Source organism: Nocardiopsis listeri, from assembly GCF_020741345.1.
Taxonomy (GTDB): Bacteria; Actinomycetota; Actinomycetes; order Streptosporangiales; family Streptosporangiaceae; genus Nocardiopsis; species Nocardiopsis listeri_A.
Window position 1 is genome coordinate 1 of the sequence record NZ_DYZD01000380.1, and the last position, 20885, is coordinate 20885.

Consider the following 20885-nt stretch of genomic DNA (forward strand, 5'->3'; position numbering starts at 1 on the left):
ATGCGGCTGTTCGGCGTCGAGTACAGCGCCGGCGCGACCGTGCTGGTGATCGTCTGCGCCGGGCAACTGGCCGCGTCCGTGCTGGGGATGGGCGACCTGGTCCTCACCATGACCGGACGCACCGGCCTGAACCTGCTGAACAACCTGCTCTCCCTACTGGTCAACGTGGGTGTGTGCGTACTGCTCGTGCCCTCCCACGGAGCTCCCGGCGCCGCCGTGGCCCTGGTGTCGGCCGTCCTGCTGCGCAAGGCCCTGCCGCTGTGGCAGCTACGGACCATGGTGGCTCTGCACCCGGTGAGCAGGCCGGTGTCGGTGGCCGTCGGCGGGACCCTGGTGTGGTTCGGCGCGCTGCCGCTCCTGGCCGAGGCCGGTCTCGGTGGTGGGATTCCCATCCTGATCCTCGCCGTGGGCGTGGGCGCGCTCGGCCACCTGGCCTCGCTCTGGTGGGCGCGCGACCACTTGGAACTCCACCTGCGGAGGTGAGGCGCACGCCCGTGAGGTTCCCTCGATCCCCCCTTCGTTCATCACCCACAGCCATGAATGGAGCACGCATTGTCCGCGCGACCGGTTCTCCTGGTGGCCTCCAGCGGCGGCCATCTCACCCAGTTGTGCTCGCTACGCCCCTGGTGGCGGGGGAAGGAGCGGGTGTGGGTCACCTTCCGCACCCCCGACGCCGAGTCCGTACTCGGTGACGAGTCGGTCCGTTGGGCGCACCACCCCACCACCCGCAACGTCGGCAACCTGCTGCGCAACACCGGGCTCGCCCTCCGGACGATGCGCGAGCAGCGCCCGTCGGTGGTGGTCAGCACCGGGGCCGGGGTGGCCCTGCCGTTCTTCGTCCTGGCGTGGCTGCTGCGGATCCCGACCGTCTACATCGAGGTCTACGACCGCATCGACACCCCCACGCTCACCGCACGACTCTGCAAGCCGTTCACCCGTCTGTTCCTCGCCCAGTGGGAGGAACAGCGCTCGTTCATGCCGACCGCGATCACCGTAGGACCGCTCCTGTGACCGAACAGACCACATCCCGCCGCCCACACCGTGGGGACGACAGTGACCATCCCGACGTGGTCGTCAGCGTCGGAACCGACCACCACGCGTTCGACCGACTCGTGCGCTGGGTCGACGACTACGCCCGCCGCCACCCCGACCTGCGCGTGCTCGTCCAGCACGGGCACAGCGCGGCCCCGTCCCGGGCCACGGGATCGCCTTTCCTTCCCGGGAACGAACTCTCCGAGGCCATGGGGCGCGCCAGGGCGGTGGTGTGTCATGGCGGTCCGGGCACCGTCGTCCAGGCCCGGACCTCGGGGCACCTGCCGATCGTGGTCGCACGCGACCCGGAACTGGACGAACACGTCGATGACCACCAGCTCCTGTTCGCCGACCGGTTGGAGGAGGCCGGGCGGGCCCGCGTCTGCTCGACCGCCCAGCAGTTGCACGCCCTCATCGACAAGGCGCTGTCCACACCGGAGGACTTCCGGGTGGACCCGACCACCGACAGTGGCCCGGGCGACGCGGCCGAACGCGCCGGAGCCCTCATCGACCTGCTCAGCGACCAGGAGGCGCCCGAACCCCGGGCCCGCCCGATGGGCAACGAAGGTGAGTGGCCGCGGGTGACCGTGGTGGTGCCCACCCGGGACCGGCCCGAGTTGCTGCGCCGTACGCTCCGGGCGGTGGCCGAGCAGGACTACCCGGGACGGATCACGGCCGTCGTGGTCTTCGACAACAGCCGACCCGACGACTCGTTGGCCCGGTCCGAGGGCGAACGACCCGTCCGGGTGGTGACCAACTCGCTCACGCCGGGGCTGGCCGGGGCGCGGAACACCGGAATCCTCGCCGCCGACACCGAACTCGTGGCGTTCTGTGACGACGACGACACCTGGATGCCCGGCAAGCTGCGCGCCCAGGTGGAGGTCCTGCGGGCCGAGCCGGAGACCGAGATGGTGTGCTGCGGCATCCGGGTGGTCTACGACAAGGTCGAGTCCGAGCGGGTCCTGGAGCGCACCCATGTCACCTACCGGGACCTGTTGGCCTCACGCCTGACCGAGCTGCACCCCTCCTCGTTCCTCATCCGCCGGTCCGCCATGGTGGACGGCTGCGGCACGGTGAGCGAGGAGATCCCGGGCAGCTACGCCGAGGACTACGAGCTGCTGCTGCGACTGGCCAAGCGAGCGCCGATCCGCAACCTCCCCGAGGCGGGGGTGCGGGTGCTGTGGCACCGCAAGTCGTTCTTCTCCGAGCGCTGGCAGACCATCTCCACCGCGTTGCGCTGGCTGTTGGAGAAGTACCCCGAGTTCCGGGTGGTGCCGCGCGGCCACGCCCGGATCGCCGGTCAGATCGCCTTCGCCGAGGCCTCGGCCGGGCGCCGTGGCCCGGCGCTGAGGTGGATCGGAACCACCCTGCGCACCCGCCCACTGGAAGGACGCGCCTACGTGGCGTTCCTGGTGGTCTGCGGGGTGCCGCCGGGATGGATCCTGCGCCTGCTGCACCTGCGCGGCAAGGGGGTCTGAGCACCGCCGGGGCACGTTCCCGCACCTTCCGGGACCGCGCCCCGGCGGCGTCGCCCACTCGGGAAAAGACGTGGTCTCCGCCGAAGGTGGGCGGGTAGACTCCGCTCACGGGGCCTGTACACGGCCGAGCCAGAGCGAGGGGGCGCACATGATCAGGGAGGCCACCGACGAGGACGTCGCGGCGGCGGCGGACACGTTGGCCGCGGCGTTCGCGGACTATCCCTTCACCAGGCACACCATCTCCGCCGACGACCACCTCGCCCGGCTCCGCGAGTTCCAACGGCTCTTCCTCGCCGAGGTCGGGCTACCGCACGGGCGTGTGTGGGTCAGCCAGGACCTGGCCGCGGTCGCCGTGTGGTCCACCCCGGACTCCGGCGGGGCCGACGTGGTCATGGAACGGCTGTTGCCGACCCTGGTCGAGCTGGCCGGGGACCGCGCGCAGGCCTACGCGTCGGCGGAGGGGACCATGGAGCGGCACCGGCCCGCCGGAGCGGCCTGGTTCCTGGGAAGCGTCGGCGTGCGCCCCGAGGCCCGTGGGCGCGGACTGGGCCGTCGTGTCATCGAGGCCGGTCTGCGCGAGGCGGACGGCTCGGGCGTCCCCGCCTTCCTGGAGACCTCGACCGACACCAACGTCCGTCTTTACGAGTCGCTCGGCTTCACGGTGACCGCCGAGTACGTCCTGCCCGACGACGGCCCCCGCACCTGGGCCATGTCCCGCCCCGTGGGCGGCTAGTCCCGGCTTTCGTCGTTCTTTCGGGACTCGGCGAACTCGGCGAGTCGGCGGACGCGTTCGGGCAGGTTCACGTAGGGGTCCTGACCGGCCAGTTCGAAGCCGCGGCGGGCGTGCTCGTTGGCGTTGATGCGAAAGTCGCAGCCGTCGGAGACCTTGTTGTCCCAGACCTTGACGGCGCGGACGCGGTCGTAGCGCTTGAGGACCTCGGGGATGTCCGCGTACCACTGGTGGGTCTCACCGGCGCCGATGTCGGTGGTACCCATCTCGCCGATCATCACCGGCTTGTCCGGGTCGATCCCGTGCTCGGGCCCTTCCTCCTGGACCCACTCGTAGGCGGGGGCCAGGGCCTCCTCGAAGGAGTGCACCTCGGTCCAGTGCGGCATGATGTCGCAGCCGGTCATGTTGTACGCCTCCCAGCTGATCCAGTCGACGTAGTCGTTACCGGGCCACAGGCCGGGGAGCCGGTCGAGGTTGTCCTCCCAGCCGGTCACGTTCCACACCCAGATGACGTTGTCGGCGCCCTCCTCCCGGTACAGGTCGACGATGTGCCGCCAGGAGCTCACGAACTCCTCGGGGGTGCCGCGGCTGTTGTAGCGCTTGTTCGCGTCGGCCTCGTGGTCGAAGGTGACGAAGTAGGGGACCTCGGTGTCGGCGATGGCGCGGGCCTGGGAACGCAGGGACGAGTCGAATTCCCCGGCGACGATGTCCTCGTAGTCGATGTCGGGGTGGCCCTCCTGGGTGAAGCGCCGCGCCTCGATGTTGGTGTGGACGTACCGGCCCTCGGCGATCATGTCGAGTTCCCTTTGACCCGGCACGTGCGGCTGGTCGATGCCCCGCCAGGTGTAGACGATGTCCATGTCCCGATCGACCGCCTCCTCCAGCCGCGCGACGTCGTCCTGGTAGGGGCTGGCGCCCCACCAGACCCCGCAGGAGGGTTCGAGGATGTCGGAGACGGTGCAGCCGGACTCGACGAGGGGCGGCAGCCCCAGGAAGGTCGACGCGCCGGACACGGACCTCTCCCCCGACGGCGGCTCGCCCCTCGGTGTGGCCGCGATCGTCGGCCCGTCGCCCGTCCCGGTCAGTCCCAGGGCGAAGAGCAATGCCCCCGTCGCCGCCATGCCTCGTACCGGTCCGCCGCCCACGGCGCATCGCCCCCCGACTCCCCCGACTGCAACACAGAGTGTTTCCTTGGTGACGATACGTTATTTTTTGTGCACACAACACCCCGCGCGGTCGCAGAGCGGACATCAGTACCCATAGCGTCCGCGGAGCGGCGCGGTGACCGCGGCGACCAGACGGCGCCGCCAGGAGGGCAGGTCCTCCCGCCAACGGTGGTCGGCCCGCACGCCGACGGGTCCGCCCCGAAAACGCATCGGGTTGCCCGAGATCGCGTGTCCGACGGACAACCGCACTCCCCTCTCCCCCAGGGCGAGCGACGGCCCGTCGTGCCCCGCGAACTCCGCGATCCGCCCGAACTCGCTCTCCGGATCGGCCACGAAGTCCTCGTAACGGACCCTCAGGGTGGGAACGCCCAGACGCGACAGGGCGTCCATCGAGGCGTTCTGCGTCATCCACTGCACCGCGGCGCGCCCGGCGGTGTACCTCGCCATCTCCTGCTCGCTGCTGGCGGCGGTGGCCTCGGGACGGGCCACCCTCTTGCTCCAGGAGTGGGCCACGGCACGGGGGTCGCGCACCACGTGCAGCAACCGCATCCGAGCTCCGTACCGGCGACGCAGACAGGCCGCCAGGGAGGCGTGCTTGCTGGCGTCGACGATCACCCGTGCCCCGGAGACCTCGGCGACCGCGGCGTAGAGCCGGTGGTACAGATCGGTGTAGCGCATGCCCCGCGCGGCGACGGTGCTCTCATCGGCGGCCGCGTTGAGCAGGAGCGGCAGGAACCTGGTGCGGTCCACGCTGTCCTTCAGACTCAGGATCCGGGGCAGGTCCAGCCGGTCCCACCCACCGAAGGCGCGCTTGCCGACCTCCATCCAGAACCCGCAGTCGGCGAACGCAGAACCACAGCCACAGCGCTCGTTCTCCAACAGGCCGCGGCGCCACAGGTGCACGACCTCTCCGACGGAACAGAATCCGGGCAGCTCTCCGAGGAGACGCTCGATCAGGGTCGAGCCGGAACGGCCCATCCCCCCGACGAAGACCAGTCGATATCCATCCACGCCCCCAGGGTATTACTTTCGGTCACTTCGCAAGAGCGAAAGGTCACCATTTCCTCGCCTCTCGGCCACATCCCTTCCAATGTGACACCGCGCGTCATAACGTGACCCGGGCCGCTCCCGACGCTCGCGCACCTGGAGAGACCCCCATGGCCCGATCCCCCTGGACACGTCGTGCGTTCCTCACCCTGGCCGCGGTGGTCGGAGCCGCCGGGATCGGGGCGGTCGTCGCCCACCACACGGCCCGCGCCCGCTACGTTCCCCCGATCCCCATCGCCACCGGTGGCCTGACCGTGGCCGACGACGTACCCGCCCTCACCCCCTTCGGCGACCACCGGATCGCCCTGACGAACGGTCTGGACCTGCGCGACCACCGCGACCGTCCCCTCTGGGGTTCCGGGAGCGCCTTCCTCGCGGTGGCCCACGGCTCCCTCACCTGGCGCGAACACGTGGGCCACTTCTCCTTCGAACGCGCCCTCGACCTCAGCAGGACGGAACAGACCGTCACCGAACTGGCCCACGACGATCGGAAGGTGATCCTGCGCGGCCGGCTCACCGGTCCCGGCGCCGCCGAGGGCTCCGAGTACACGCTCACCCTGCGCTCGGTGGACCGTGAACGGCTGGAGATCGAGGTCGACGTCCCCGGCGGCGACCTTGTGGTGCTGCGTTTCGACCGCGCGGCCGAGGAGGGTGTGCACGGGCTGGGCGCCCAGTACACCGACTTCGACCTCACCGGCCGCTACGTGCCCGTCATGGTGCGAGAGCAGGGGGTGGGACGCGGTCGTGAGCCCCTCACCACCCTCGCCGAACTCACCCAGGGCGGCGGTGGCGCGCCGCAGACCACCTACGCCGCCATCCCCTTCGCCGCCACCGACGCCCTACGCGCGGTGTCGGTGGACACCCACCACCCGAGCGCCTTCGACCTGCGCCCGGACGACCGCTTCGACGTGGAGGTGTGGCGCCCCTCGGTCCGGGCGACCCTGTACTCGGGGGACGCACCCGCCGACCTGCTCCGAGCGCACACCGAGGACACCGGACGCCCCGGGCCCCTCGCCGGGTGGAGCGGCGAGGGCGCCGTCGTCGGGGTCCAGGGCGGCACCGAGGCCGTACGCGCCGCCGTGGCCGGCCTGCGCGCGGCCGGGGCGCGGATCACCGGCGTGTGGGTCCAGGACTGGTCCGGGCGCCGGCGGACCGGGTTCGGTGAGCGCCTGTGGTGGAACTGGGTACTGGATCGCGAGCGCTACCCGGGATGGGAGGAGCTGGTCGCCGAGCTGGAGGCGGACGGGATCCGGATGCTCACCTACGTCAACCCGTTCGTGGTGGACACCTCCGACAAGCCCGATCCCGCCAGGCGCGACCTGTTCCACGAGGCGCTGACCGCGGGCTTCCTGGTGTCCCGACCCGACGGCGGAGCCTACCTGCTGGACCAGGGCGGGTTCGAGGCGGCTCTGGTGGACCTGACCCATCCGGACGCGTGGGAGTGGTTCCGTGACGTGATCGTCGACGAGGTCGCCGGGGTGGGGGCCTCCGGGTGGATGGCCGACTTCGCCGAGGGGCTGCCGCTGGACGCGGTGCTGCACGACGGGGATCCGAAGGAGTGGCACAACCGTTGGCCGGTGGAGTGGGCACGGCTCAACAGGGAGGCCCGGGAGGCGTCCGAGGTCCCCGACGCACTTGTGTTCCACCGCTCCGCCGGAGCGGGTTCGGCCGCGCACGCGGGTCTGTTCTGGGCCGGGGACCAGTTGGTCGCCTTCGACCGACACGACGGGCTCGGTTCGGCGATCCGGGGCCTGCTGTCGGCCGGGGTGTCGGGGATGACCCTGAACCACAGCGACGCGGGCGGGTACACCGGCCTGGACCAACCGCTCGTGGGGGTGTCGCGGGACCGGGAGCTGCTCCTGCGCTGGGTGGAGACCAACGTGTGGAGTCCGGTGCTGCGCACCCATGAGGGGAACCTGCCGGGAAGCAACGCCCAGGTGTACGACCCCGATTGTCGCGAGGCCTTCGCCGAACAGACCAGGATCTTCGAGGCTCTGGCCGACTACCGCCGTGGGGTGGTCGCCGAGGCCGTGGAGACGGGTATGCCGGTGCTGCGGCACGTGTGGCTGCACCACCCCGACAGCGCGGCGACCCGTTCGGACGAGGTCTTCCTGTTCGGCGGTTCGTTCCTGGTCGCACCGGTGCTCGTGTCCGGCGGGTCGGAGGTGACGGTGACGTTGCCGCCCGGCACCTGGCGCCACCTGTGGACCGGCGATCGACACGAGGGAGACGACGAGGTGTCCGTATCCGCACCGCTGGGCCGACCGGCCGTGTTCTTCCCCGAAGGCGACGCCTGGGGCGAGGAACTGCGCGAACGTCTCGCGGATCTCATGGGTTGACGCGGCCCTCCCCGTGTCCGTCCCACCACGGACACGACGCGGCCCCGGGCCGGAGGTGGAACCTCTGGCCCGGGGCCGTCCCGTCGGCTGTCGATCAGTCCGTGTTGTGGACGCGCGGGGTCTCCACAACCCGGTGGGTCTTACAGACCCTCGACGTTCAGCAGAAGGTTGACGGTGTCGCTGGGCACGCCGCTCAGCTTGTCGTCGCCACCGTTGGTGGTCAGCCAGTCCAGGATGGTGTCCTGGTCGTCGTCACCCTGTCCGCTCTTGTACAGGGCGGCGGCGCCGGCGACGTGCGGGCTGGCCATCGAGGTGCCGCTGTAGATGTCGGTCCCGCCACCGGGGATGGTCGACTCGACGTCCACGCCCGGGGCGTAGATGTCGACGGCGGGACCGTAGTTGGAGAAGGACGCGGTGGCGTCGCTCTCGTCGGAGGCACCGACGGAGACGACACCCTCGGCACCGCCCGGGGAGACGTTGCCGGTGTCCTGGCTCTCGTTGCCCGCGGCCACGGCCACGAACACACCGGAGGCCGACAGGTTGTTGACCGCGTCGTCGACGGCCTGGGAGGCGGGGCCGCCCAGCGACATGTTGGCGACCGCTCCGCCGTCGGCGTTCTCGGCCACCCAGTCGATGCCCGCGATGACGTCGTCGTAGGAACCGGAGCCGTCGTCGCCCAGGACCTTCACACCGACCAGTTCGGCGCCGGGAGCGACACCGTAGGTCTCGGCGCCGACGGTGCCCGCGACGTGGGTGCCGTGGCCCTGACCGTCGATGCCGTCGCCACCGCTGGCGTCGAAGCCGACCGAGGCGCGGCCACCGAACTCGGAGTGCTCCGGGTCGATGCCGGTGTCGATGACGTAGACCGTGCTGCCGGAGCCGTCGGCCTCGGTGGTGTAGGAGTCGTCCAGGGGCAGGTCCTCCTGGTCGATCCGGTCGAGACCCCAGGTGAGGTTGATCTCGGCCTCGCCGACCTGCTCGATGTAGGCGACGCCGTCCTGGGCCCGCAGGTCCTGGACCTCGGAGCCGCTCAGCGTGGCCGAGTAGCCGTTGATGACCTCTTCGTAGGTGTGGTTCACCTGGTCGGAGGAGATCCCCAGGGACGCGGGGGAGACCGAGGAAGTGCTGATCGAGTCCTCCAGGACCACGAACCAGTCGTTGCCCGAGGTGGAGGAGCTGGTGTAGACCGGCGCGAGGTCATCGGCGCCGGCGGCCGTGGCCCCGGTGAGGGCCATGGGGATGGTGAGCGCGCCGACCGCGACGGCGCCGATGGCAACCCTGCGGGTGGGGTGCTTCTTCACGCGGTTTCCTCCTTGTGGGGGTGATGGGGGTTCCAACACACAGACAGTTCTCACCGCGCGTATTCGCTCGATTGCGAACTCCCTGTGATTTGGACACTTTAGGCAGACTTGAACCTCAATTTCCAGACTTGTGGAGATTTTTTTCTTCGTGCTTCATTCATCCCATGTCTGACAAAGCGACCCGAAACCGCCGTCACGGCCTGACAAACCGCAAGACCTCCGCCCCCACAACAAGCCCTAACGCCCGGTAACTTCGCCCCCCTGGTGGACACCATTCACACAGATGCATTCGGTACCGCGAACCGGAAAACTGTGCCTTAAACCTTTACGTTCGGAAATCCAGACGTAACATTTCACCTTTGTTCGGACCGATCCGATCATCCTTCCCGACCGGAACACGAAAACGGGACCGTCCGAAGACGATCCCGTTACGAGGCGTGTGCGACCGACCGCTACTCGGCCTTGACGACCATCCCGGCCCCCACCGTGATGTTGGTGGCCTCGTCGATGAGGATGAACCCGCCGGTCTGCCGGTTCTTCGCGTACTCGTCCACGAACAACGGCTGGGTGGAGCGCAGCCGGACCCGCCCGATCTCGTTGAGCGCCAGGTGGTCGGCCTGCTCGTCCCGGTGCAACGAGTTGACGTCCAACCGGTAGCGCAGATCCTTGACCATCACCTTCGCTGTGCGGGTCGTGTGCTTGACGATGAGCTTGGAGCGCGGGGTGAGCTTACGGGTGTCCGTCATCCAGCACACCATCGCCTCGATGTCCTGGGAGACGGCCGGGGCGTTGTTGGGGCGGCAGATCATGTCGCCCCGGGAGATGTCGATGTCGTCCTCCAACAGGAGGGTGACCGACATCGGGGAGAACGCCTGGGGGACCTCGCCGTCGGCGGTGAGGATCCGCGACACCCGCGTGGACAGCCCCGAGGGCAGGTGGGTGACCTCGTCGCCCGGTTTGAGCACACCACCGGCGAGCCGGCCCGCGTAGCCACGGTAGTCGTGCAGTTCGGGGTCGTCCGACTTGTGCGGCCGGATGACGTACTGCACCGGGAAGCGCGCGTCGATGAGGTTACGGTCCGAGGCGATGTGCACGTTCTCCAGGTGGTGCAGCAGTGAGGAGCCCGCGTACCAGGGCATGTTCTCGGACCTGCTCACCACGTTGTCGCCGTGCAGCGCCGAGATCGGCACGAACGTCAGGTCGCGCGTGTCCAGCTTGGCGGCGAACTCGGTGAACTCGGCCTTGATCTCCTCGAAACGGTCCTGGGAGTAGTCGACCAGGTCCATCTTGTTCACCGCCAACACCAGGTGCGGCACCTGGAGGAGGGTGGTGAGGAAGGCGTGGCGACGGCTCTGCTCCTGTAGGCCCTTGCGGGCGTCCACCAGGATGATCGCCAGGTCCGCGGTGGAGGCGCCGGTGACCATGTTCCGGGTGTACTGGAGGTGCCCGGGGGTGTCGGCGATGATGAACGTGCGCTTGGGCGTGGCGAAGTAGCGGTAGGCCACGTCGATGGTGATGCCCTGCTCGCGCTCGGCCCGCAGGCCGTCGGTGAGCAGCGCCAGGTTGGTCTGCTCCTCACCGCGGGCGACGCTGGTGCGCTCCACGGCGTCGAGTTGGTCCTCGAAGATCGACTTGGAGTCGTACAGCAGTCGTCCGATGAGGGTGCTCTTGCCGTCGTCTACGGAGCCCGCCGTGGCGAACCTCAGGATGTCGTTGGTCATGTACCTGGTCCAATGTGCGAAGAGTGGAACGGCCGAGGGTGTCCCCGCAAGGGGGTTCTGCGTTCAGGCGACGGGCCCGAGCGCGGGCGCGAAGCGAACGGGGCCTAGAAGTAGCCCTCCCGCTTGCGGTCCTCCATGGCCGCCTCGCTGGCCCGATCGTCCGCTCGCGTCTGGCCGCGCTCGGTGATCCGGGTCGCCGCGATCTCGGCGATGATGTCGTCCAACTCCACGGCGTTGGACTTGACCGCGCCCGTGCAGGTCAGGTCGCCGACGGTGCGGTAGCGGACGGTCTCGGTGAAGGGGACCTCGGACTCGTCGCGCTGGATGAGCGGGGAGTCGGCGAGAAGGATGCCGTCGCGCTCGAACACGCTGCGCTCGTGCGCGTGGTAGATGGAGGGCAGCTCCAGCCGCTCGCGCTTGATGTACTCCCACACGTCCAGCTCGGTCCAGTTGGAGATGGGGAAGACCCGGATGTGCTCGTCACGGTCGATCCGGGTGTTGTACACGTCCCACAGCTCGGGACGCTGGTTCTTGGGGTCCCACTGTCCGAACTCGTCCCGGAAGGAGAAGACCCGTTCCTTGGCCCGGGCCTTCTCCTCGTCGCGACGGGCGCCGCCGAAGGCCGCGTCGAAGCCGTTCTCCTCGATGGCCTCCAACAGGGCGGAGGTCTGTAGCCGGTTGCGGCTGGCCCAGCGCCCGGTGGGCTCCACCACCTTGCCCGCGTCGATCTGCTCCTGCACGGAGGCGACGACCAGGCGCACCCCCGCCTCGGCCACACGGCGGTCGCGAAAGTCGATGACCTCCTCGAAGTTGTGGCCGGTGTCCACGTGCATGACGGGGAACGGGATCGCGCCCGGCCAGAACGCCTTCTCCGCCAGACGCAGCATGACGAGGGAGTCCTTGCCGCCGGAGAAGAGCAGCACGGGCCGCTCGAACTCCGCGGCCACCTCGCGCATGATGAAGATGGACTCTGCCTCGAGCACGTCCAGCTGGGAGAGCTGGTAGCGCCCGAGGGTCTGCTGACTGGCCTGACCCATGGAATCCGCCTTAGAAGTACCGACACATGGCCGGTCCCATCGCGGGGGTCGTTCGGTCAGCCCCCCGCGTTCGGGCCGGCGCTGTCAAGGTCCGCGCCGTCGCGGATGCTAGCCAACAACATACCCGACAATTCCGATCGACATACAAGGACATCGGGGAGTAGCGGGTCGGCCACGTTGTAGCGAAGTTCGGAGCCGTCGATCCGGGAGGTGTGCAGCCCGGCGGCGCGCGCGACCGCGACCGGGGCCGCGCTGTCCCACTCGTACTGGCCGCCCGCGTGCACGTAGATGTCGGCCATGCCGAGCATCACGGCGCAGATCTTCGCCCCCGCCGACCCCATCGGGATGACCTCGGCGCCCAGCTGGGTCGCCATGCGCTGCACGAAGGCCGGCGGTCGCGTACGGCTTGCGGTGATGCGCAGCCGCTGCCCCTCCGGACGTTCCTCGGGCAACCACGGCGGGTCGACCGTGGACAGACAGCTGCCCTGCGCGGGCAGCGCGACCGCCCCGGCGACCAGGTCGCCGTTCTCCCACAGCGCCACGTGCACGGCCCAGTCGGTGCGACCGGACTCGGAGAACTCCCGGGTGCCGTCGAGGGGGTCGATGATCCACACGCGACGCGCGTTCAGTCGCGCCGGGTCGTCGGCGCCCTCCTCCGACAGCACCGCGTCGCTGGGTCGCAGGCGACCGAGCGTGGAGAAGAGGAACTCGTGCGAGGTCCGGTCGCCCAGTGTGCGCAGGACCTCGGGCTCGTCGAATCCGTGGCGGGCGCGCAGGCGCAGCAGCAGCTGTCCGGCCTCGCTCGCCAGGTCTCGGGCCACCTCATGATCGTTTCGGATGCTCTTCACCGGTTAGTATGCTCCCGCCCCACGGATCACCGCTGACCACGTCTTCCAAAGGATCTGGATGTCCAACGTCAGCGACCAGTTTTCCACGTATCGCAGATCCAGACGGACCGATTCCTCCCAAGAGAGGTCGGAACGACCGCTGACCTGCCACAGGCCCGTCAACCCCGGCTTGACCACCAGTCGACGTCGAACGTCGTGTCCGTACCGGGCGACCTCGTCCGGCAACGGCGGCCTGGGGCCGACGAGCGACATCTCACCGCGCACCACGTTGACGAGCTGGGGAAGCTCGTCGAGGGAGTAGCGGCGCAGCCACGTCCCCACGGACGTGACCCTGGGGTCTCGACGCATCTTGAAGAGCACACCGTCGTGCTCGTTTCGGGACTGCAGCACCGTCTTCAGTGCCTCGGCTCCGACCACCATCGTACGGAACTTGTACACGGTGAACTCCGCCCCACCCCGTCCTACGCGTGTCTGGCGAAACAGGACGGGACCGCCGTCCTCGGCACGGATCAGGACGAACAACACGATGTACACGGGCGAGAGCAGGGCGAGGGCGAGGGCGGCGGCGCACCGGTCGAAGACCCCCTTGAACAGCCGTCGGGCGCCGACGAGTTCGGGGTGCTCCACGTGCAGCAGCGGCAGACCCGCGACCGGACGGATGGTGGTGCGCGGGCCGGCGACCTCCATGAGGGCGGAGGCGACGGTGAGGTCCGTGCCGGTCTTCTCCAGCCGCCAGGCGAGCCTGCGCAGCTCCACCCCGTCCATCTCCGGGCAGGCCAGGACGGCGACGACGTCCGCCCCGACCAGGGCTGCGGCGTCGGCGGCGTCGGAGAAGGTGCCCAGGACCGGACACCCCTCCACCTCGGTGACGTCCGCCTCGTGTTCGGGCAGGCACACGCCGACGACCACCATGCCGTGGTAGATCTCGTCGCGGAAGCGGGTGATGAGCTCGCCGGCGGCACTGCGGTAGCCGACTACCACCACGCCGCTGACGCACCGTCCGGAGCGGCGACTGTGGTGCAGGGCCTTGCGTCGCGCGTAGCGCAGACCGAGGCCGAGCAGGACGATGAGCGGCAGGGTGATGAGCACGTAGCCGCGGGCGAGGTCGAACTTGACGGCGTAGGCGCCGATCGCGACGGTCGCCGCGAGTACCGCTCCGGCCGTGGCGACCCGCCGGTACTCCTCGGTGCCGACCCCGAGGAAGCGACGTTCGTATCCGCCGCCGAGGAGTACGAAGAGCACCCAGACCGGAGGGAGGACGAGCCCCAGGAGCAGATAGGGCGCGGTGGCGTCGGCGCCCAGGGAGCCGTGGAACCTCACGGCGACCCCGGCGAAACAGGCCAGGAGCGCGGCGAGGAGATCGAGTCCGACCAGGTCGACGACGTAGCGGCGCAACCAGGTGTCGGCGCGGGGCACCGGTCGATCGACGGCCCGGACTCGGTGCGGGCTCGGGCCGACGCCCCATACCGGCGCCCCCTCGGGCCCTACCGTCGCACGGACGTCGGCGGACGGTCCCGCCGCGACCGTTGACTCCTTCTGGATGGTCCCATTACCTGTGATCACGCACTCTCCCAAGACCACGTAAGGCTTCGGTTACTCACGATGGGTAATCGCCCCTGGCGCCATGGGACTCACGCGGAGGGTATGAGCGGGGCGTGCCGTCGGGCGCAGAGCACGTACTGCCAACCCGAACAGTAACCAAAAGTAGTGGAAAAGTCGCTGTGAGTGGCCGCATGCTGCGGAAGAAGTCCCGTTCCCGGCAAGAATGTGTCTGTCCTGAGACCGGCACCGGCCCCACCGAAGGGGACATCTCGGGGACCGAGCCCAACAGGACCGAAACCCGTCACGCAGCGCGACGCCCCGACCGGCGTACCGGACGGGGCGTCGACGCGGCCTCGTGACTCAGGCCAGGGCCGGGTCCATCACCGCGGCCAACCGCAGGTGCGGCCCGGCCAGCTCCCGTTCCCCCTGGCGCTGAAGCGTGCGCCCCAGCAGCAGGTGGACGTAAGCGTCGTCCGCGCTCTCCTCCAGCAGCCCCTCCAGGGTGGCCCGTGCCCGGTTCAGCTGGGCGGAGCGGTAGTAGGCGCGGGCGGCCAGGAAGCGCACGTTGCGGTCGTCGGCGTGGGTCTCGATCAGCGGCCTGAGCAGTTCGAGCGCGCCCAGCGGGTCGGCGAGCTCGAGCAGCGCCTCGGCCCTCCGCAGCCGCTCCACCTCCTCCGGGAGTTCCCTCGGCCGCCGGCCGGCCGCCTCGTCCAGGAATCCGGCGACCAGCTCGGGCGACCGGGCCCCGGTGAGCGTCATGCCGTTGGCCACGAAGGTCGGCGAGGTACGCACCCCTTCGGCGCTCCCCCACAGCAGGAGTTCACGAACCCGTTCCTCGCCGCCGCCATCGGCCAGCAGCTCGCCTCCTCGGTCGAACCCGGCATCGGCGGCGACGTCCGCCAGCACCTCGGGATCTGCGATGTCGCGGCCCTCCACGAAGTGGGCGCGCAGCACCCCTTCCGCGACGGCGTCCTGGACCGCGGGGCCCTCGGCCTCGGCCAGGGCGAGCAGTCGGTGGGCGTCGTGGCTGTCGGCCCGCCAGATGGCACCCCATCGGCCGCCGATCCCCTCGGCGGCGGCCAGTTCCGACATCCGGACCAGCTCCCCGTCCTCGTCCAGAACGGGACCGCAGGCCTCCAGCCCGACCTCGACGAAGGGGTCGCGCAGGAACTCGTCGATCGGCTCGGACACGGCGGGCGCCGTGGGGTCGATCCGGTAGGGCCGCCACACGACCTCGACCGGCTCGCCGGACCGCTCGGCCAGCGCGCGCTCCAGGCGTCGCTTACCGATGTACATCCAGGGGCAGACCACGTCCGCCCAGATCTCGATCCTCATGCGAGCATGATAAGCGACACCTGTCGTTTAATCAACACCTGTTGCTTAAGCGACAGGTGTTGTATACTGGCCTCGTGAATCCCGACGACCCCCGAGTCCAACGCACCCGTGACCGACTGCGCGCCGCCCTGTTGTTCCTGGCCGCCGAACATGAGCTCGGCTCCGTGACCATGGCCGCCGTGGCCAGACAGGCCGGGATCAACCGGGCCACCGTCTACCAGCACTACGCCGACCTGGACGGGCTGGTCGCCGACTCCATGGAGGACGCGGTGGCGCACGTGGCGCGATGCGCCGTGCTGTGCCCGCTGGAGACCCCCGACGACACGACCCCCGAACCCCTGGTCGACCTCTTCGCCCATGTGGCGGAGAACGCCGTGCTCTACCGGCGGATGTTCTCCGAACGCGGCAGCGCACGCTTCCCGGAACTCCTGCGTGAACGTGTCGCGGGCGCGCTGATGCCCGGGTTCGTCGAGGGGCGCCGCCCCCCGACCCACACGGAGGTCCCCCCGGAACTGCACGCCTCGTTCGTGGCCGGCGCACTGGTGGGTGCGGTCGCCGCCGCGGCCGACGGTGGCCGCTCCCCCGACGTCGACGCCCGCGACACCTGGCTCCTGCTCACCCGCTGACCCGGTTCAGCGACGCGGGGGCCTGGTGCTGTCGCGGACCACCAACCGCGTGGCCAGTTCGATGCGCGAACTCTCGATGTTCTCGTCCCGGACGATCCGCTGGATGGTGCGCACCGCCATCCGACCCATGTCCGCCAAGGGCTGGCGGACCGTGGTCAGGGGCGGCGACGACCAGCGCGCCTCGGGGAGGTCGTCGAATCCGACCACGCTGACGTCGTCGGGCACTCGGAGCCCTCGCTGTCGCAGCGCCTCGTACACGCCGAGGGCCATCTGGTCGCTGGAGACGAACACCGCGGTGGGCGGGTCCTCCCCCTCGAACAGTTTCCGACCGGCCCGGAAACCCGACTCGTAGGTGTACTTCCCCGAGGCGATCAGAGCGTCCTCCACGGTGAGCCCCGCCATCTCCAGGGCGGCCCGGTACCCGTCCATCCGGGCCCGACTGCACCACAGCTCCGGGCGACCCTCGACGAATCCGATGCGTCGGTGCCCCAGCTCGACGAGGTACTCGGTGGCGCTCAACCCGCCCGACCAGTTGGTGGCACCGATGGTGGGAGTGGCCAGGTCGGGGACGCCCACGGCGTCGATGACGACGGCCGGCACCTTCAGGTCCCGCAGCTCCTCGTTCAGCGAGGGGTCCAGGTCGGTCGTGACCAGGATGATGCCGTCGCTGACCCGGGCACGGACGTTGTCCAGCCACTGCCGGGCCGAGGTCGCCCGGCGGTGTATCGCCGAGACGACCACCCCGGCGCCCGACTGGTGGGCGACGTCCTCCACCCCGCGGATGATCTCCACCGCCCACGGGCTGTCCAGGTCGTTGAAGACCAGGTCGATCAGGCCGACACGTTCCTTCGATCGCCGCCCGCGACGTCGGTAGCCGTGCGTGCGCAACAGCTTCTCGATCCGCTCCCTGGTGGCGGGAGCGACGTCCCCGCGCCCGTTGAGGACACGAGAGACCGTGGGGGCCGAGACTCCGGCCTCCGCCGCGATGGCGGAGATGGTGACGTCTCGGGATGGGGTGCCGGCCACTGATCCTCCTTGGTACTCACCCAGGGTACGAGCCCCACGGGACCACCGGCCCCGGAATTCCTCCCCCGTAGGGGTCTTGACGCTCACCGGGCCCCGATCTACTGTCCATTTCCACTCATGTTTCGGAATATTGCCGAAAGGTTTCGAAACCCGACCCTCTGGAGTACCCCCGCCATGAGACGAGTACGAACGTCGACGCTCCTGGTCGGAGCCGCGGTCGCCGCCCTGGCCGTACCTCTGGCCCTCTCCCCCGCCCTTTCGAACTCCGACGCCCGACAGGCCGAGACGGTCGGCGACGCACAACAGGTGACCCTGGGAGACGCCGCCCCCGACGGCCTGGTCATCGGCAGCGCCGTGGCCGGTGGCGGACACCACGGCGACCAGGACTACCCCGACCCCTTCACCGGTGACGTCCCCTACCGGGACCTGCTCGCCGCCGAGTTCACCTCACTGTCGGCTGAGAACCAGATGAAGTGGGACCACCTTCGCCCGGACCGAGACACCTACGCCTTCGACGAAGCCGACGCCATCGTCGAATTCGCCCGGGCCAACGGGCAGGTCGTGCGCGGCCACACCCTCCTGTGGCACAGCCAGAACCCAGAATGGCTGGAGAACGGCGACTTCACCGACGAAGAGCTCCGCGACATCCTGCGGGACCACATCGAGACCGTCGTCGGACGCTACGCCGGACAGATCCGTCAGTGGGACGTGGCCAACGAGATCTTCGACGACAACGGGAACCTGCGGACCCAGGACAACATCTGGATCCGCGAACTCGGCCCGGAGATCATCGCCGACGCCTTCCGTTGGGCTCACGAGGCCGACCCCGGGGCCGAGCTGTACCTGAACGACTACAGCGTGGAGAGCGTCAACGCCAAGAGCGACGCCTACCTCGCGCTCAGTCGGGATCTGCTCGCCGACGGTGTGCCCCTGCACGGGTTCTCCGCCCAGGGCCACCTGAGCCTGCAGTACGGCTTCCCCGCCGACCTGGAGGACAACCTGCGTCGCTTCGAGGAGCTCGGACTGGGCACCGCCCTGACCGAGGTGGACGTGCGCATGCCCCTCGCCGAGGGCGCGGAGCCCACCGAGGAACAGCTCCGGCAACAGGCCGACTACTACGTGCGGACCCTGCAGGCCTGCCTCGACCTGGACTCCTGCGGCTCCTACACGGTCTGGGGGCTGCCGGACAAGTACTCCTGGGTCCCGGTGACCTTCGAAGGTGAGGGCGCCGCCACCGTCTACTGGGACGACCTGACCACCAAGCCCGCCTACGACGCACTCCTGGAGGCCCTGCTCGACGCCTCCTGAGGCGGCACCCGGGCGGGGCGGTGACCCCGGATCCCGTCCCCGCCCGGGGCCATCGGTCAGGCGGCGGTGTGGAAGACGTTCTGCGCCTTGCCCAGACCGTCGGTCAAGATGGTGCGGACCGCGTCGGCCGCCCGCTCCACGTTCAGGTCCAGGTCACGGCTCTCGGTGGAGGAGAAGTCGCGCAGGACGTACGCGGCCGGGTCCATCCGGCCGGGGGGACGGCCCACGCCGAAGCGCACCCGCAGGTAGTCGGGACCGCCCAGGGAGGCGGTGGTCGACTTCAGTCCGTTGTGGCCGCCGGAGCCCCCGCCCTTCTTCAGCTTCAGGGCCCCGTAGTCGATGTCCATCTCGTCGTGCACGACGATGATCCGCTCCATCGGCACCTTGTAGAACTTCGCGAGCCCGGCGACCGGGCCCCCGGACAGGTTCATGAAGGTGCGAGGCTTGGCCAGGACCACGGCGGCGCCGTCGATCCGGGTCTCGACGACCTCGGCGTGCGCCTTGTGGGCCTTCCAGCGCTCACCCTTGTCGGCCGCCAGCGCGTCCACCACCATGAAGCCGGCGTTGTGCCGGTTTCCCGCGTACTTGGGGCCGGGGTTGCCCAACCCCACGACCAACCACCGCTCGGTCTCGGCCATGTCCTCGTCGTCCCTGCTCTTCCTGACACCCGGCCTGCTCAAAAAGCCCCACATGCTCAACGACCCTATCGAGACGCGTCCGGACGCGGAAACGCCGAACGCGCGGACCCCCGAAGGGCCCGCGCGTTCGATGTGAAACATGTGGTGACAAGACACCGACTTACTCGGCGGCCTCACCAGCGGCCTCAGCGCTGGTCTCCGGCTCGTCCTCCACGCGGGGCGCGGAGACGGTGAGCACGGTGGTCTCAGGGTCATCGACCAGGGTGGCACCCTGGGGAAGCTTGACCTCTCCGGCAGTGGGAACGGCACCGATCTCCATGCCCTGGATGTCGAACTCGACCTGGTTCGGGATGTTGTGGGCCTCGACCTCGACGCGCACGGTCACGAGCTCCTGGTTGAGAACGCCCGGAGCCTTGACCTCGCCGGTCAGGACCAGGGGCACCTCGACCTCGACCTTCTGCCCCTTGGAGACGACCAACAGGTCGACGTGCTCCAGGAAGCCCTTGATGGCATCGCGCTGCACGCTCTTGGGCAGGGCGAGGTTGTCCTTGTCCAGACCCTCGAGACGGATCAGGACGTTCGGGGTCTTCAGGGCGAGCATGAGCTGGTGGCCCGGCAGGCTGAGGTGGCGGGTCTCGGTGCCGTGGCCGTAGAGGACGGCCGGCACCTTACCCGCGCGGCGGGCGCGACGAGAAGCGCCCTTGCCGAATTCCGTGCGGGGCTCGGCAGCGATACGTACCTCGGACACGACAAAACTCCTCGGGTTCAACCCCGCGATACGGGGAACTCGACTCCATTAGCACGAACGATTCCCGCCCTCGGCGGGGAATACGGCGGGGTCGCCCATCTTCTTGGGGACTCGACCACCCAGGTTCCAGGCGTGCCCGGCGAGCCGCCACCGGACCCCAACGGCCCGGGAACGCTCGTCGCGCACCCCTGCCCGTGTGGGTTTCCAGATGGGGAACACACGCAGGACGCATGTGCATCCATCCGAGCACGGGGACACTCGGTCAAGTCTACTGCTTCTGGTGACGACTCCGTACATCCCCACCGGAGTCCACCCGCCGCGCGGTGGACCCCGGTGGGGTACGGGCGTTCCAGCGCCTGAGAAGACCTCTGAAGTGAGGCCGTTCTCTCACTAGTCGAACAGGCTGGTCACCGAACCGTCGGTGAACACCTCGTTGACCGCGCGGGCGATCAGCGGGGCGATCGACAGCGTGGTCAGCTTGTCGAAGCAACGCTCCTCGGGGATGGGGAGCGTGTTGGTGATGACGACCTCGGAGATGCGCGAGTTCTGCAGACGCTCGGCGGCCGGGCCCGAGAGGACACCGTGGGTGGCCGCGACCAGGACCTTCTTGGCGCCCTGCTCGAAGAGGGCGTCGGCGGCCTTGACGATGGTGCCGCCGGTGTCGATCATGTCGTCGACCAGGACGCAGACGCGGTCCTTGACCTCGCCCACGACCTCGTGCACCTTCACCTCGTTGGCGACGTCCGGGTCACGACGCTTGTGGATGATGGCCAGCGGCGCGCCCAGACGGTCGGCCCAACGGTCGGCGGTGCGCACGCGGCCGGCGTCGGGGGAGACCACGGTGATCTCGGAGTGGTCGACCTGGGCGCCGATGTGGTCGGCCAGGATCGGCAGCGCGAACAGGTGGTCCACCGGTCCGTCGAAGAAACCCTGGATCTGGTCGGTGTGCAGGTCGACGGCCAT

At 69.4% G+C, this 20885-nt stretch carries 19 protein-coding genes; 7 read left to right on the forward strand and 12 right to left on the reverse strand.

Features of this window, described 5'->3' with window-relative positions; genetic code table 11:
• The 4 genes from K8V84_RS20365 to K8V84_RS20380 all read left to right on the forward strand — a co-directional run.
• Nucleotides 1-483 (forward strand): polysaccharide biosynthesis C-terminal domain-containing protein (locus tag K8V84_RS20365; protein ID WP_304077393.1); only part of this gene is annotated, 483 nt, incomplete at its 5' end.
• A 69-nt stretch (nucleotides 484-552) separates the two neighbouring features.
• Nucleotides 553-1011, forward strand: coding sequence for a UDP-N-acetylglucosamine--LPS N-acetylglucosamine transferase (locus K8V84_RS20370; RefSeq protein WP_304077395.1), 459 nt, complete (start codon nucleotides 553-555; stop codon nucleotides 1009-1011).
• Nucleotides 1008-2510 carry a glycosyltransferase gene (locus tag K8V84_RS20375; RefSeq protein ID WP_304077397.1) on the forward strand — a complete coding sequence of 501 codons (1503 nt, stop codon included), beginning with the start codon at nucleotides 1008-1010 and terminating at the stop codon, nucleotides 2508-2510. The genes K8V84_RS20370 and K8V84_RS20375 overlap by 4 nt, the downstream gene beginning before the upstream one ends.
• A 148-nt stretch (nucleotides 2511-2658) precedes the next feature.
• Nucleotides 2659-3243 (forward strand): GNAT family N-acetyltransferase, encoded by a 585-nt coding sequence (locus K8V84_RS20380; RefSeq protein WP_304077399.1) that lies wholly within the window; start codon nucleotides 2659-2661, stop codon nucleotides 3241-3243.
• On the opposite strand, the gene K8V84_RS20385 is transcribed toward K8V84_RS20380, so the two are convergent.
• The gene (locus tag K8V84_RS20385; RefSeq protein WP_304077400.1) at nucleotides 3240-4361 is read right to left on the reverse strand and encodes a glycoside hydrolase family 26 protein; all 1122 of its coding nucleotides are present in this window, start codon (nucleotides 4359-4361) and stop codon (nucleotides 3240-3242) included. The genes K8V84_RS20380 and K8V84_RS20385 overlap by 4 nt on opposite strands.
• A 129-nt stretch (nucleotides 4362-4490) precedes the next feature.
• Nucleotides 4491-5417, reverse strand: coding sequence for a sulfotransferase (locus tag K8V84_RS20390; RefSeq protein ID WP_304077402.1), 927 nt, complete (start codon nucleotides 5415-5417; stop codon nucleotides 4491-4493).
• Between the two features lie 146 nt (nucleotides 5418-5563).
• Between K8V84_RS20390 and K8V84_RS20395 the strand changes: the two genes are divergently transcribed.
• On the forward strand, nucleotides 5564-7792 hold the full coding sequence (locus K8V84_RS20395) for an alpha-glucosidase (protein ID WP_304077404.1): 2229 nt from the start codon (nucleotides 5564-5566) through the stop codon (nucleotides 7790-7792).
• A gap of 140 nt (nucleotides 7793-7932) precedes the next feature.
• Here K8V84_RS20395 and K8V84_RS20400 read toward each other — a convergent pair whose 3' ends face one another.
• From K8V84_RS20400 to K8V84_RS20425, 6 genes are all read right to left on the reverse strand, one after another.
• On the reverse strand, nucleotides 7933-9093 hold the full coding sequence (locus K8V84_RS20400) for a S8 family peptidase (RefSeq protein WP_304077407.1): 1161 nt from the start codon (nucleotides 9091-9093) through the stop codon (nucleotides 7933-7935).
• Between the two features lie 452 nt (nucleotides 9094-9545).
• A complete protein-coding gene (cysN, locus tag K8V84_RS20405) occupies nucleotides 9546-10814 on the reverse strand; it encodes a sulfate adenylyltransferase subunit CysN (protein WP_304077409.1) in 1269 nt (422 codons plus the stop codon).
• Nucleotides 10815-10918: 104 nt separating this feature from the next.
• Complete coding sequence (cysD, locus tag K8V84_RS20410) at nucleotides 10919-11851, reverse strand: sulfate adenylyltransferase subunit CysD (RefSeq protein ID WP_304077411.1); 933 nt, start codon at nucleotides 11849-11851, stop codon at nucleotides 10919-10921.
• A 56-nt stretch (nucleotides 11852-11907) separates the two neighbouring features.
• Entirely contained in the window at nucleotides 11908-12699 is a 792-nt protein-coding gene (locus K8V84_RS20415) for a 3'(2'),5'-bisphosphate nucleotidase CysQ (RefSeq protein WP_304077414.1), read from the reverse strand.
• Between the two features lie 3 nt (nucleotides 12700-12702).
• A complete protein-coding gene (locus K8V84_RS20420; protein WP_304077417.1) occupies nucleotides 12703-14115 on the reverse strand; it encodes a sugar transferase in 1413 nt (470 codons plus the stop codon).
• 486 nt (nucleotides 14116-14601) lie between these two features.
• Entirely contained in the window at nucleotides 14602-15576 is a 975-nt protein-coding gene (locus tag K8V84_RS20425) for a DsbA family protein (RefSeq protein WP_304077419.1), read from the reverse strand.
• A 74-nt stretch (nucleotides 15577-15650) separates the two neighbouring features.
• On the opposite strand from K8V84_RS20425, the gene K8V84_RS20430 reads away from it, so the two are divergent.
• A complete protein-coding gene (locus K8V84_RS20430) occupies nucleotides 15651-16202 on the forward strand; it encodes a TetR/AcrR family transcriptional regulator (protein ID WP_304077423.1) in 552 nt (183 codons plus the stop codon).
• Nucleotides 16203-16208: 6 nt separating this feature from the next.
• On the opposite strand, the gene K8V84_RS20435 is transcribed toward K8V84_RS20430, so the two are convergent.
• Complete coding sequence (locus tag K8V84_RS20435; RefSeq protein WP_304077426.1) at nucleotides 16209-17228, reverse strand: LacI family DNA-binding transcriptional regulator; 1020 nt, start codon at nucleotides 17226-17228, stop codon at nucleotides 16209-16211.
• Between the two features lie 174 nt (nucleotides 17229-17402).
• Between K8V84_RS20435 and K8V84_RS20440 the strand changes: the two genes are divergently transcribed.
• Nucleotides 17403-18536, forward strand: coding sequence for an endo-1,4-beta-xylanase (locus tag K8V84_RS20440; RefSeq protein WP_304077429.1), 1134 nt, complete (start codon nucleotides 17403-17405; stop codon nucleotides 18534-18536).
• A gap of 56 nt (nucleotides 18537-18592) precedes the next feature.
• Here K8V84_RS20440 and pth read toward each other — a convergent pair whose 3' ends face one another.
• The 3 genes from pth to prs form a co-directional block, all read right to left on the reverse strand.
• Nucleotides 18593-19228, reverse strand: coding sequence for an aminoacyl-tRNA hydrolase (pth, locus tag K8V84_RS20445; protein ID WP_304077431.1), 636 nt, complete (start codon nucleotides 19226-19228; stop codon nucleotides 18593-18595).
• Nucleotides 19229-19334: 106 nt separating this feature from the next.
• Nucleotides 19335-19922, reverse strand: coding sequence for a 50S ribosomal protein L25/general stress protein Ctc (locus K8V84_RS20450; protein WP_304077432.1), 588 nt, complete (start codon nucleotides 19920-19922; stop codon nucleotides 19335-19337).
• Nucleotides 19923-20312: 390 nt separating this feature from the next.
• Nucleotides 20313-20885 (reverse strand): ribose-phosphate diphosphokinase (gene prs / locus K8V84_RS20455; protein ID WP_304077434.1); only part of this gene is annotated, 573 nt, incomplete at its 5' end.